This window comes from Kribbella speibonae (genome assembly GCF_004331375.1).
In the GTDB taxonomy this organism is placed as follows: domain Bacteria; phylum Actinomycetota; class Actinomycetes; order Propionibacteriales; family Kribbellaceae; genus Kribbella; species Kribbella sindirgiensis.
Genome location: NZ_SJKC01000002.1, coordinates 708,279 through 721,600 on the forward strand (window position 1 = coordinate 708,279; position 13,322 = coordinate 721,600).

Sequence of the window (13,322 nt, forward strand, 5' to 3'; positions counted from 1 at the left end):
GAGCCGTTCGTCGCACGGTAGTGGCCGTTGGGCGCGGGACTCGCCGGTCAGGTTCGTGTGACTCGGACGGTGCTGGCAGATTCGGAGGGGTCCCACCGCCCCCTAGGGATTGGATCCACTGACGTGACCGAGAACCCTGGTTCCTGGAGCATTTCGCGGCGGCGCGCGCTGCAACTCGGCGGAGGTGCTGCCGCCGTCGGCGCCGTACAACTTCCGGCAGCGCCTGCTGATGCCGCGGAGGCCTCGACTGCCCGGCAGGCTGTGCTCACCGAGGGCACGAACCTGATGGTGTCGGTGTCGCCGGACGGGAAGTGGCTGGCGTCCGATCTGGTGACGGCGATCTGGGTGACGCCGGCCGCGGGCGGTACGTCGCGCCGGCTCACCGACGACCTGCAGGATGCGACCCGTCCGCGCTGGTCCCCGGACGGGCGGTCGATCGTGTTCCAGTCGTACCGCGACGGAAACTTCCACCTCTGGTCGATCCGGCCCGACGGAACCGGCCTGCGGCAGTTGACCAGCGGCCGGTACGACCACCGCGAGCCGCACTTCACGCCCGACGGCCGCTCGATCGTCTTCTCGTCCGACCGCGGCGGCTTCGGCGACGGCGGTAACACCGCCGGCAGCTACGGCATCCACCGCCTCGATCTCGCAAGCGGAGCGATCGTCGCGCTCACCGACGAAACCAGCGAGGAAGCCGAGCCGACCGTTTCCGCCGACGGCCGGAAGATCGCCTTCACCGTCGACACCGGCTCGATCGTCGAACTCGATCTCGCCTCCGGTGTCCGCACGACGATTGTCAACAATCAGACCGGTATCACGCTGTTCGGCCCGTCGTACTCCCCCGACGGAAGACTCGCCTACGTTCGCCTGACCGGCCCGTCCTGCGATCTGATTGTCGACAATCATCAAGTCACCAATGGACAGGACGTCTTCGCGGTCCCGTCGTCCTGGGCGTCGACGGACCTCTTCTACACGGCCGACGGCAAGGTCCACCGCTACCGGGCCGACGGCGGGCACAGCGTCGTACCGTTCGCGGCGACGGTTCCCGTGACGTCGCGGCGCCCGCGACCGAAGGCTCCTGATCTGGAGTCGACGGGTAAGCGAGCGGTCCACGGGATCGCGAGCCCGACCGCGTCGCCGGACGGGAAATGGATCGCGTTCCGCGCGTTGAACGCGCTCTGGCTGGCACCGACCGACGGCAGAACCCAACCCCGCAAAGTGGTTGCCGACGGCTACTTCAATTCCGACCCGGACTTCTCGCCCGACGGCAAGAAGTTGCTCTACGCAAGCGATCGCGACGGTACGGCGGACCTGTGGCTGCACGACCTGGCCACTGGTACGGGCACCAAGCTGTCGGGTCTCCCGGGCGCCCAGACCGCGCCACGGTTCGCGCCCGACGGGCAGCGGATCGCCTACCAGGACCAGGACGGTATCGCCTGGGTTCTCGACCTCGCGTCGGGCGAGGTCCGCCAGCTCACGCCGACGCTGTTCCAGCCCGGCCGGGTCAGCTGGTCGCGCGACGGCAAGACAATCGTCATCGCTGCGGTGAAGCCGTTCTCCAAGCGCTTCCGCGAGGGCACCAGTCAACTGCTGTACGTCGATGTCGCGTCGACAGCGCTCGAGTACGTCGAGCCGATGCCGTTCCGCTCGCTGGCCACCCGCGGCGACGACGGCCCCGTGTTCTCACCTGACGGCAAGCACCTGGCGTTCGTGGTGGAGAGCCTGCTGTACGTCGCACCGGTCGACGCGCGCGGCCGCTTCACCGGGGAGCCGCGTGCGGTCACGAACGAAGTGACGGACTCCCCCGTGTGGCTGGACAACGACACGTTGCTCTACCTCAACAACGGACGGTTGCGCACGACAACCGGCCGGACGATCAAGCTCGACCTTCAGTACCGGCGGGCGACCGTCAACCAGCACGTCACGATCCACGCCGGCGCGTTGTGGGACGGGCGGGCAGCCACGCTGCGCAAGAACGTCGACGTGGTCGTCGACGGTGCGCGCATCGCAGCCGTACGCCCGCACACCGGCCGCGCCGACATCGACGCGTCGGACCTGACCGTGATGCCCGGGTTGATCGACGCGCACAACCACTGGCATCTGCGCGGGCGAGCGTGGGGCGCGCGGCAGGGCAACCTGTGGCTGGCGTACGGGATCACCACTACGCGCTCTCCGGGAGATCCGGCGTACCAGATGCAGGAGACGCGAGAGGCGCTCGCCAACGGGTCCTTGCGCGGACCGCGGTACTTCGCCACGGGTGAGGCGATCGACGGATCGCGGGTGTACTACAACTTCATGCGGCCGACGTTGTCGGTGCGGCAGCTCGGTCTGGAGCTCGATCGGGTCGAAGGACTGGCGTACGACCTGGTGAAGACGTACGTGCGGCTACCGATCGAGTACCAGCGGCGGGCGATTGCCCACGTGCACCGGCTCGGGCTGCAGCTGTCGTCGCACTACCTCTATCCCGCGGAGCATCTCGGGATGGACGGTATGGAGCACACCGGCGCGACCAACCGGCTCGGGTACTCGCACACGGTCAGCCGGCTGGGACGCGCGTACGCCGACGTGGTCACGCTGTTCACGCGGGCCGGACTGTCCGTGACACCGACGCTCTTCAACTCGACGATGGCCCACGTCGACGATCCGTCCCTGCTCACGGACCGCCGTACGACGACGCTGTATCCGTCCTGGGAGTACAACGCGCTGGTCACCGAGGTGAACACCGCGAAGGGCCCGGCCGGCGTGACCACGCGCGAACTGCTGCGCGGCAACGTCGACATGGTGCTGCGCATCCACCGCGGCGGCGGGCTGGTGATCTCGGGCACCGACACTCCGCTCGACAACATGGCCGTGTCGCTGCACGCCAACCTCCGGTCGATGGTCGCGGGCGGCTTCACGCCGTACGAGGCCCTCACCACCGCCACGCACAACCCCGCGAAATGGCTCGCCCTGGACGACAAGCTCGGCGTCATCAAACCGGGAGCCCAGGCCGACCTGTCCTTCGTCACCGGAGACCCACTCGCCGACATCCGCGCAGCCGCCGCCGTCCAACAGGTGATGATCGCCGGCAACCTCCACACCGTCGACGATCTACTCCAGCCGTACGCCGACAGCACCCGCCGCCGGCCCGCCGTCCACACCGCCAACGCCCCACAGCCCTTGACCCGCACCCAAGCCCACGCACACAACACCCAGTACTGGTGGCACGAACCCGAATGGCTCCACCGAGCCTGCTGCGAGGGCTAGAAGATTGGGCGGTTTCGGTGTCGAGGATCTGCTGTCGACTTCGTCCTACGGGTATCAGACGAAGAAGGGGACTCCCATGACGATTCAGCAGATGCACAACGTCGGCATCGTTGTCGACGACCTGGCCGGAGCGGTCGCGTTCTTCAAGGAACTCGGTATGGAGCTCGAGGGTGAAGGCGCGATCGAGGGGCTGTGGGCGGACCAGGCCGTTGGACTGGACGGCGTTCGGTGTGATGTCGCGATGATGGTGACGCCGGACGGCCACGGGCGGCTCGAGCTGTCGCAGTATCACAGCCCCGCGCTGATCCCCGGCCCGCGGAATCAGCCGCACAACGTCCTCGGCACGCACCGCGTCATGTACGCCGTGGACGACCTCGACGACACCATCACCCGCCTGCGACGGCACGGCGGGGAGCTCGTCGGCGAGGTCGCGCAGTACGGCGACAGCGTCCGGCTCTGCTACTTCCGCGGGCCCGCGGGCATCATCGTCGGACTGTCGGAGTACAGCTGAGAGTCAGAAGGTGGTGGTGAGGTCCTGGATCTGGCCGGTCGCGGACGCGCGGTAGGCGGACTCGATGATGTCGATGACGTGGCGCGCGTGTTCGGCGGTGACGATCGAGGGCTTGCCGTCGCGGACCCAGTCGACGAGCTGCATGACGTCCTCGTACACGTGCTGCTCCTCGATCTCCCGGTGTACGCCGGTCACGTGCGGAAGCAGCGCCTGGTTCCCCGGTCCGCGGGGCGCCTGCTCGGACGGGTCGCGGCGGGGGAAGTCGAAAGGTTCGCCGTTGAGCAGCAGCCCGTCGATCGTCCCCGCCGTACCGTAGTAGGCGCCGCCGAACCCGCCGCGCATCCCGCCCGCGGCCGTCCCGGTCGCGACGCAGAACAGGTTGTCGCCGAAGTCGATCAGGATGACGGTGTTGTCGTCGGCATCGGTCCGTACGTCGCCGCGCACCGGGATCCGTACGCCGGACATCGCGGTCACGCGCCGCGCGGGCCCGAGGATCCCGGTCACGGAATGCAGCGCGTACACCGTCATGTCGTACAGCGGCCCGCCGCCGGGCTTGCGGAAGTACCACGACGGATCGATGTTCGACAGTACGTCGTTGCCGCCGCGCACGGACTCGTCCTCGTGGTACGTGCCGAACGCCGCGCCGCAGCTCACCCACGACAACGTCCCGATCGCACCCTCGGCGATCAGCTCCCGCGTCCGCACATGATGCGGCCGCAGCATCTCCCCCGGCGACGCGACGATGCGCAGATCGTTCTCCGCCGCGAGCTCGATCAGCTCGGTCGCCTCGGCGACGGTTACCGTCATGGTCTTGTTGAAGTGCACGTGCTTCCCGGCCTGCAACGCGAGCTTGCCCTGCTCGTAGTGCAACCCGATCGGCGAAGCGATCGTCACGGCGTCGACGTCGCCGCGCGCCAGCAGGTCCTCGTACTGCGTGAACGCCTGGCCGACTCCGAACTTGTCCGCCGCCGCCTCCGCCCGCCCCGGTACTGGGTCACAGACCGCGGCCAAGGCCACGCGCCCGGCCAGATCCGGCTGGCCCAGATGCGGAAGCAGCCCGCGAACCGAAATGCTCCCCGCGCCGACAACACCGATCCGCACAGAATCCGCCATACCGGCAATGCTATTGGCGATCGCCGAACCCTGCGGCGGCGCGCGTTTCTGCCTCAGACGCCGAGCTGGTCGTTGAGGACCTTGATGATCGGCCAGGCGCCGTCGGACCAGTTCGAGATGACTGTGTAGGTGATCGACGACGACGGCTTGTGCAGGCTGGCGAACGACACGCCCGCGTCGTACCCCTCCAGCCAGACACCGTCGCCGGTCGCGCGGAGGTGGAAGCCGAGGCCGTAGCGCCTGGACTCCTCCGGCCAGTCGCTGTGCGGTCGCACCATCTCGGCGACGTGCTCCGGCGAGACGATGCGTCCGGCGAAGAGCGCGTCCCAGAAGGTGCTGAGATCGGCGGCTGTCGAATAGATGCCGCCGTCGCCGCTGCCGAGCACGGGGAGATGGAACACGTTCGTTCGCAGGCCGTCGACGGAGAGGTAGCCCCGGGCGGCGCGGCCCGGGAGTTCGTCGGAGCGGAGGAATTCGGTGTCGGACATGCCCGCCGGTTCGCAGACGAGTGTGCGTACCAGCTGATGGAAGTCGGTGCCGCTCGCGCGTTCGGCGAGCAGGGCGAGGACGACGTACCCGCCGTTGTTGTAGGTGAACCGTTCGCCGGCCGGGGACACGGTCTGGTGCCCGTCCAGCACCTGGAGGAACTGCTCGGTCGTCGCGAGCTCGTGTACCGGTACCGGCATCACGTAGTCGGTGATGTCGCCTTCCTCGGGAAAGTAGTCGCCGATCCCGGAGCGGTGGGCGAGCAGATGCTCGATCGTCACGTCGTCGGCGATCAGGGGCAGATCCTTGCCGAGCAGTGAGCGGGCAGTTGTGTCGAGCTCCAAGGTCCCTTGCTCGACCAGACGCATCACCGTCAGCGCCGTCAGGCTCTTCGTCCCGCTTGCGGTCGCGAACTGGGTCTCGACCGTGTTGAGGATCCGATGCGCCCGGTCGGCGTACCCGTAGGCCGCGCAGAACTCCGTCGCGCCGGCCCGATCGACACGAACCACACCGGAGAACCCGGTGCGCTCAACCGCCCCCTCCACCACATCCCGCACGGCGCTGAAGCTATCAGTTGCGATGGGCGATGACTCGGGTCAGGCCGAGGGTTCGGCCGCCGTCGGTGTGGAGCATGCGAGCTTCTTCGCGTCCCGGCGTACCGCCGTCTTCGTCGCACGCCTCGTTCCACTGCAGCCAGTCCTGCCAGCCGTTCGGAAGCTGGTCGGCGACCTCGACGGTCACCAGGCCGGTCTTCTCCCAGTGCCGGCGCCACCAGGCGGGGCTGTGCCAGGCGCAGAAGTCCCATTTCCAGTACTCCGTGAGGTGCGGCGGCGGGAGCACCTCGTACTCGTCCACCGGACCGGGCTGAACGATGCCGATCCGGCCGCCAGGCTTCATGAACCGTGAGAAGTAGCCGATGTACAGGTCGTCGGTGCCGAAGTAGTGATAGGCGCCGATGCTGACTGCCGCATCGAAGAACCCCTCCGCGAACGGCAGCGCGTGCGCCTCGGAGTAGACCGGATGCACCCGGCCCTCCAGGCCCGCGTCGGCCACGTGCCGCAGGTTCTCCTCAGGCTTGACCCACAGATCGGTAGCCCACACCTCGACCCCGAACTCCTTGGCCAGAAAGACCGAACTCCGCGCCGTCCCACACCCCATGTCGAGCACCCGCATCCCGGGCTCGAGCGGCATCAACCCAACCAGCGCCTCCGCCTGCCACACCGGATTAGGCCCCATAGACCCATCAACCATCCACCGAGCCGAATACCCCGCCGCCCGCGGGTACCGCCCGTTCCGCAACCGCACCTCAAGCTCAGCATCATCCATGCGTCGCGAGTGTGCGCGCCCACGCACACCGAGGCAATCCATTTACGGCGTGATGGTCAGCTCCAACGACGCCAGCAGCCAACGGCCGCGCTCGGTGTACAGCGACACAGCCAACCCCCAGCCGACGTACCGTCCAACCACACCACCCGAGCCGTCAGACCGCGCACATCAGATCCCCGCCCCTGATCAGCACCTGCTCCTCCGCTGTCCGAACAGAAGCACAGCCGTCCGTGGTCACCCATATTTGCCTGGCTGGCCCGCGAACTTGGCTGGTCTGCCAGGGAAATTGGGGGTTCTGCACCTTGGACGTGGGTGTAGAACCCCTGAATTGGTGGGTCAACCAGGCAAATGCGGAGAAGCCGGTTGCCTAGTGCGGCTACGTCGGTGTCAGGGTGTTGAGGGCCAAGGCGACCCGCGAGGGACCTGCTTCAGAGGCAGCGTTCTGGTGCGATCGTGCTCGTGGGTTCGGGTCCGGACGGTTGTCCCGCTGAGCTGTCGTTGCTCTAGGTTGGGCGGGGTGCCGATGATTGAGGTGTCTGGGCTGGTCAAGGAGTTTCGGAAGCCTCAGGTGACGGCTGGCCGACTCGCCGGTGTCCGGCAACTGTGGGCTCCGCGGCGCGTCGTGCGTGCGGTCGACCAGGTCAGTTTCTCCGTCGATCGCGGGGAGATGGTCGGCTATCTGGGCGCCAACGGCGCCGGCAAGTCCACGACCATCAAGATGCTCACCGGGATTGTGGTGCCCACCTCGGGTACGGTGCGGGTCGACGGTGTGGTGCCCTGGGCTCATCGCCGGAAGCACGCTCACAACATCGGGGTCGTCTTCGGGCAGAAGACCCAGCTCTGGTTTGACCTGCCGCTTCGCGTCTCGCTGGAAACCATTCGAGATCTCTATCGGGTCGGCCCGGCCGAGTACGCCGCCCGGATCGACGAGTTCGACGAGGTCCTGCAGATCAAGGACTTCCTGGACACGCCGATCCGGTCCCTGTCACTGGGACAGCGGATGCGTGGCGATCTGGCGGGAGCCATGCTGCACCGCCCTCAGGTGCTGTACCTGGACGAACCCACGGTCGGTCTGGATGTGGTCGCGAAGCAAGCCCTCCGGGACTTCATAGCGGAGCAGAACCGGGTTCACGCCACCACCGTGATGATCACCACGCACGACATGGACGACATCGAGCAGCTGTGCCGGCGCATCGTGATGATCGACAGTGGGCGTGTGGTCTACGACGGCGATCTCAAGACCCTGAAACGCCGTTACCTACCCTTCCGCGAGGTGGTGATCACTCCGGCAGAGGGCGCGGACCCGACATCCGTCCGAGCGGAGCACGCCGATCGGACGGAGAACTCCGACGGCACGATCTCCCTTCGCTTCGATCCGGAACGGACCAGTGCCGCGGCCGTGATCGCTCAGGCCACATCGGTCGCCGAGATCGCCGATCTACACGTCAACGAGCCCCAGTTAGAGGACGTCGTACGGCTGATCTACGCCGAGGCCGAGCGGTGACCGGGGCGTCCCGCGCCCCGCGATCCGAACGACCTGCCTGGGTCACGCCGTGGTCGATGATTCGGCTCGGTTCGCGGAGCGCGTTGTTCTTCCGAGCGAATGTCGCACTTTCCATGGTCTCGGTCGCCCTGCAAACAGTCCTGCTCGTGACGGTTTGGCGTGCTGTCTACACCAATCGGACCGCGGTCGCAGGAATCAGCGAATCCGATGCGGTGAGCTATGCGGTGATCGCGATGCTGCTGTGGCATGTCGCGCTGCCTTGGCAACTGTCGTCGATCCCCGAACGGGTGCGTGAGGGGACCGTCGCGACCGACCTCATCCGTCCCGTCGGCGTGGTGGGCCAGAGCCTCCTGCAATCCGTCGGAGGAACTGTCGGCGCCATCCCCGGAGTACTGGTCGGCCTGGCCATCGCCCTCGCGCTGGGAGGGCTGACGCCGCCGGCGAGCGGGGCTGCGCTCTTGGGATTTCTCCTCACTGCGACGCTCGGCTGGTTGCTCGCCGCGTTGCTGAATCTCGCCGTCTCGATGGTGGCGTTCTGGACCACCGATACGCGCGGACCGTTCTACGTCTACCGAGCCATCGCCAGCTTTGCCTCCGGCGCTCTAGTCCCGTTGTGGTTCATCCCTGCGTGGCTGCACCCGTTTCTCGACGCGCTGCCGTTCGGACTGCAGGTCTTCGCGCCGCTGCAGCTCTGGCAGGGGCAGGATCCGTTCGGCGGGCTCGGGGGCGTCCTCGCGGCCCAGCTCGGTTGGCTGGCGGGTGCCACAGCGATCGTCGCCCTGGTGACCTGGCGTGCCCTGCGCAAGGTGGTGATCAACGGTGGCTGACCTGATCCGGGACTTCCGCATCCTGCTGCGCGTGGCGTGGCTGACCGAGCTCGAGCACAAGGCCAATCTCTTCATCTCGGTCATCGGCGCGCTGGCGTTCAACGCCGGACAGCTGCTCTTCATCGGCGTGCTGCTGCACGCCTTCGGATCCATCGGTGGCTGGACTCCGGCCGAGGTGATCGTGCTGTTCGGCATCCGAATGGCCAGTCACAGCGTATACGCCTTCTTCTTCCGCAGGACGATCGATGTCGACCTGGTCGTTCACACGGGAGAGTTCGACCGCTATCTCCTGCGTCCGACGAGTCCGTTCCTGCAATTGCTGATGCGACGCTTCAACCTGCAGCAGATCGGCGACGTGATCATTGCCGGTGTGATCCTCGCGCTGGTCCTGCCTCGGGCCTCGATCACCTGGCATCCGCTCCTGGTGCTGTGGCTTGCCCTGGCGATCGCCGCGGGTGGGATGCTGGAGGGCGGGCTCCAACTGGCACGCGGCGCCCTGGCGTTCCGGTTGCGGAACACGCAGTCGCTGACGGGTCTGATCGACGCCGTCTTCGGCACCTACGGCAACTTCCCACTGCAGATCTTCGGGCCGGTCGGAGCTGTCCTGTTCACGGCCCCCTTGCCGCTGGCCTTCGTGGCGTGGATTCCAGCCGCCATGGTCACCGGGCGGGTGGACTCGCTGTGGTTTCCAGCGTGGCTGGGATGGCTCAGTCCAGCGGTTGGAGTGGCCTGCATGGCAGCGAGCATCGCCTTCTTCACCCGCCAGTCCCGGCACTACTCCAGCCCCGGCTCCTGACTCAGAACGGGAGTTTGGGTTGGGGTGGGGCGTGGGTGGGGTCTACGCCGTCGAAGAGGCTGCTGACGGATTCGCCGTCGTGGATTCGGTTGATGGCTTCGGCGAAGAGGCCGGCTACGGACGTGACTTGGAGGTCGGGGAAACCGGTGGGGCGGGGGACGGTGTCGGTGCTGATGACTTCGGTGATGGAGGGGTGCGACCGCAAGCGGTCGACGGCGGGGCCGGCGAACAGGCCGTGGGTGCAGGCGACGGCGGCCGAGGTGCAGCCGCGGTCCTTCAGGCGGTCCAGGAGTTCGATGATGGAGCCGCCGGTGGCGATCTCGTCGTCGAGCACGATGGCTCGCTTGCCGGAGACGTCGCCGACGATGGTGTCGATGACCACGCGGTCGTCGGCGAGGCGTTGCTTGCTGCCGGCCGCGACCGGCAGGCCGAGCAGCCGGGCGAACTGGGTCGCGGTCTTCGCGTTGCCGAGGTCGGGGCTGACCACGACGGTGTCGGACAGGTCGCGGCCGCGGAAGTGGTCGGCGAGGATGCCGATCGCGGTCAGGTGGTCGACCGGGACCGAGAAGAACCCGTGGACCTGCGGCGCGTGCAGCGACATCGTCAGCACCCGATTGGCGCCGGCCGTCGTCAGCATGTCGGCGACGAGCCGGCCGCCGATCGAGATCCGGGACGCGTCCTTCTTGTCGGACCGCGCGTACGCGTAGTGCGGGATGACCGCGGTGATCTGCTGCGCCGACGCGCCGCGGGCGGCGTCGATCATCAGCAGGAGCTCCATCAGATGATCCTGCGTCGGCGGAACGAGTGGTTGCACGATGTACACGTCTCGTTGCCGGCAGTTCGCCTGCAGTTGGACCTGCAGGCAGTCGTTGCTGAAACGATGGATCTCGACCGGTGAAAGCGGTACGCCGAGATCTTTGCAGATCTGCTCCGCCAACTCGGTGTGGGCACTTCCGCTGAACACGACGATCTCTCGCACGGCTCTCCCCGAACGCTGCGACCCCGACAGCTGCACCCTATCTCGCCCGGCCGAACGCTCGCGCGCACGGCTGTGGACGACGGGTCATCCGGCGATGATTCGAGCCAGAGTTGCGGCCGCGCTGTGACAATCGGCGGCCGACGCGTCCAGGTGCGTGACGATCCGGAGCTGCGTGGCCCCGACACCGCCGACGAGTACGCCGGCCTCGCGCGCCCCGGCCACCACCTCGGGAACGGTGCGACCGGTGCCCGCGAGATCGACGACGACGATGTTCGTCTCCACCTGGTCGGGCTTCACCGAGCCGGGCGCCGCATCTGCCAGAACCTCGGCAACAACGCGCGCGTTCGCGTGGTCCTCGGCCAGCCGCTCGACGTTGTGCTCCACGGCGTACAGACCGGCCGCCGCCAGTACGCCGGCCTGCCGCCAGCCGCCGCCGAGCCGCTTCCGCCAGACCCGTGCCTCGCGGATCAGCTCGGCCGACCCGACCAGTACCGACCCGACCGGCGCGCCGAGGCCCTTCGAGAGGCACACGCTCGCGGCGGCGGCCCGCGAGGCGTACGACGCGACCGAGCGACCGGTGGCGACCGCCGCGTTCCACAGACGGGCGCCGTCCAGGTGGAGCGGGAGACCGCGGGCGTCGAGCTCGTCGGCGAGCGCGTCGAACCTGTGCTGGACCGCGCCGCCGCCGAAGTTGTGGGTGTTCTCGACGGAGACCGCCGACGTCTGCACGAAGTACGGACCCAGGTCGGGGGCGATCAGCGCCCGGATCTGCTCCAGGTCGATCTGCCCGGACGGCGCGTTCCACGTCCGCGTGGTGACACCGCCGGACACCGCGTGCGAGCCGAGCTCCGCGCGCACGATGTGCGCCGAAGCCTCGCACAGCACCTCGCCGCCGCGCGGGACCAGCGCCCGTACGCCGAGGACGTTCGCGAGCGATCCCGTGACGGTGAACAACCCGGCCTCGTGCCCGAGCAGCCCGGCGACCCGCTCCTCCAGGGCATTGACGGTCGGATCCTCGCCGTACACGTCATCGCCCAGCGGAGCCGACGTCATCGCGGCCAGCATCTCCGCCGACGGACGCGTGACCGTGTCCGACCGCAGGTCGATCACACCGGTCGCCTCACTCATCCCGGGGCCCTCTCAGCTCTGTGCGCCGCGCAGGCGCTCGGCGACGAGGAACGCCAGCTCGAGCGACTGGTGGCGGTTCAGGCGCGGGTCGCAGGCGGTCTCGTACCGGTTCACGAGGTCCTCTGCGACCAGTTCCTCACCGCCGCCGAGGCACTCGGTGACGTCGTCGCCGGTGAGCTCCATGTGAACGCCGCCCGGCCAGGTCCCGACCTGCTCGTGGGCGTCGAAGAAGCCCTGGACCTCGTCCATCACGTCGTCGAAGTTGCGGGTCTTGTACCCGTTCGGCGTCTCGTAGGTGTTCCCGTGCATCGGGTCGCACACCCACGCGATCGGCGAACCGTGGTCGCGGACCGCCTCCAGCAGCGGCGGCAGCGCCGTTCGGATCTTGCCCGCGCCCATCCGGGTGATGAACGTGAGCCGGCCCTCGATGCCCTTCGGGTTCAGCTTGTCGATCAGCGCCCGGATGTACTCCGGGGTCGTGGTCGGGCCGATCTTGACGCCGAGCGGGTTCGACAGCGAGGCGAGGAACTCGACGTGCGCGCCGTCCAGCTGCCGGGTCCGCTCCCCCACCCAGAGCAGGTGGCCGGAGACGTCGTACGGCTGCTCGGTCCGCGAGTCGATCCGGGTCAGGGCGTGCTCGTACTCGAGGATGAGCGCCTCGTGCGACGCGTAGAAGTCGACGGTCCGGAACTCGTCCGAGGTGGCGCCGCAGGCCCGCATGAAGGCGAGCGCCCGCTCGATCTCGGACGCCAGCTGCTCGTAGCGCATGCCGACCGGCGACGACTTCACGAAGTCCGTGTTCCAGGCGTGCACCTGGTGCAGGTCGGCGTACCCGCCGGTGGTGAACGCGCGGGTCAGGTTCAGCGTCGCGGCCGCCGCGTTGTAGACGCCGCGCAGGCGCTGCGGGTCCGGGATCCGCGACTCAGGGGTGAACTCGAAGCCGTTCACGGCGTCACCGCGGTACGACGGGAGCGTCACGCCCTCCCGAGTCTCCTCCCCGGACGAGCGCGGCTTGGCGTACTGCCCCGCGATCCGGCCGATCTTCACGACCGGCACGCTGGCGGCGTACTGCAGGACGACGGACATCTGCAGGAGCACCCGCAGCTTGGCCCGGATGTTCTCCGCGGTCACACCCGCGAACGTCTCCGCGCAGTCGCCGCCCTGAAGGATGAACGCCTCACCGCGGGCGACCGCACCGATCTTCGTGGTCAGGTCGTCGCACTCACCGGCGAACACCAGCGGCGGCAGCGTCCGGAGCTCCGCGATCACCTGCTCCAGGACACCCTGGTCCGGCCACTCCGGCTGCTGCAGCGGCTTCAGCCCCCGCAGCTCGTCCAACGTGGGAACTCCGGGAACCTGACCCGCCGTCAACGTCGCAAATTGCATGCCCTCAGCCTAGTTGACCC

General features: G+C 68.0%; 11 protein-coding genes. 5 read left to right on the plus strand and 6 right to left on the minus strand.

The window, feature by feature from the left end; genetic code table 11:
- Nucleotides 1–123 precede the first annotated feature (123 nt).
- Together E0H92_RS16715 and E0H92_RS16720 are read left to right on the plus strand one after the other, a co-directional pair.
- Entirely contained in the window at nucleotides 124–3,246 is a 3,123-nt protein-coding gene (locus E0H92_RS16715) for an amidohydrolase family protein (RefSeq protein WP_238173461.1), read from the plus strand.
- A 76-nt stretch (nucleotides 3,247–3,322) separates the two neighbouring features.
- Nucleotides 3,323–3,757 carry a VOC family protein gene (locus tag E0H92_RS16720; protein ID WP_131462719.1) on the plus strand — a complete coding sequence of 145 codons (435 nt, stop codon included), beginning with the start codon at nucleotides 3,323–3,325 and terminating at the stop codon, nucleotides 3,755–3,757.
- A 3-nt stretch (nucleotides 3,758–3,760) separates the two neighbouring features.
- Here E0H92_RS16720 and E0H92_RS16725 read toward each other — a convergent pair whose 3' ends face one another.
- The 3 genes from E0H92_RS16725 to E0H92_RS16735 are packed head-to-tail and all read right to left on the minus strand — an operon-like array spanning nucleotide 3,761 to nucleotide 6,682.
- A complete protein-coding gene (locus E0H92_RS16725; RefSeq protein ID WP_131496878.1) occupies nucleotides 3,761–4,870 on the minus strand; it encodes a Gfo/Idh/MocA family protein in 1,110 nt (369 codons plus the stop codon).
- A gap of 53 nt (nucleotides 4,871–4,923) precedes the next feature.
- Entirely contained in the window at nucleotides 4,924–5,913 is a 990-nt protein-coding gene (locus E0H92_RS16730; RefSeq protein ID WP_202873666.1) for a serine hydrolase domain-containing protein, read from the minus strand.
- 13 nt (nucleotides 5,914–5,926) lie between these two features.
- Nucleotides 5,927–6,682 carry an SAM-dependent methyltransferase gene (locus E0H92_RS16735; RefSeq protein WP_131496879.1) on the minus strand — a complete coding sequence of 252 codons (756 nt, stop codon included), beginning with the start codon at nucleotides 6,680–6,682 and terminating at the stop codon, nucleotides 5,927–5,929.
- 568 nt (nucleotides 6,683–7,250) lie between these two features.
- Here E0H92_RS16735 and E0H92_RS16740 point away from each other — a divergent pair.
- The 3 genes from E0H92_RS16740 (at nucleotide 7,251) to E0H92_RS16750 (ending at nucleotide 9,809) form a co-directional block, all read left to right on the plus strand.
- On the plus strand, nucleotides 7,251–8,186 hold the full coding sequence (locus tag E0H92_RS16740) for an ABC transporter ATP-binding protein (RefSeq protein ID WP_238152772.1): 936 nt from the start codon (nucleotides 7,251–7,253) through the stop codon (nucleotides 8,184–8,186).
- A gap of 146 nt (nucleotides 8,187–8,332) precedes the next feature.
- Entirely contained in the window at nucleotides 8,333–9,013 is a 681-nt protein-coding gene (locus tag E0H92_RS16745; RefSeq protein WP_165549809.1) for an ABC transporter permease, read from the plus strand.
- Nucleotides 9,006–9,809: an ABC transporter permease gene (locus E0H92_RS16750; RefSeq protein ID WP_131462714.1), complete on the plus strand. Its 804-nt coding sequence runs from the start codon at nucleotides 9,006–9,008 to the stop codon at nucleotides 9,807–9,809. Before E0H92_RS16745 ends, E0H92_RS16750 begins: the two co-directional genes overlap by 8 nt.
- A 1-nt stretch (nucleotide 9,810) precedes the next feature.
- Here the strand turns inward: E0H92_RS16750 and E0H92_RS16755 are convergent, their stop codons facing one another.
- From E0H92_RS16755 to E0H92_RS16765, 3 genes are all read right to left on the minus strand, one after another.
- Complete coding sequence (locus E0H92_RS16755; protein ID WP_131496880.1) at nucleotides 9,811–10,788, minus strand: ribose-phosphate diphosphokinase; 978 nt, start codon at nucleotides 10,786–10,788, stop codon at nucleotides 9,811–9,813.
- A gap of 84 nt (nucleotides 10,789–10,872) precedes the next feature.
- The gene (locus E0H92_RS16760; RefSeq protein WP_338068864.1) at nucleotides 10,873–11,916 is read right to left on the minus strand and encodes a threonine aldolase family protein; all 1,044 of its coding nucleotides are present in this window, start codon (nucleotides 11,914–11,916) and stop codon (nucleotides 10,873–10,875) included.
- A 12-nt stretch (nucleotides 11,917–11,928) separates the two neighbouring features.
- Nucleotides 11,929–13,302 (minus strand): class II 3-deoxy-7-phosphoheptulonate synthase, encoded by a 1,374-nt coding sequence (locus E0H92_RS16765; RefSeq protein ID WP_238152771.1) that lies wholly within the window; start codon nucleotides 13,300–13,302, stop codon nucleotides 11,929–11,931.
- Nucleotides 13,303–13,322: the final 20 nt, after the last annotated feature.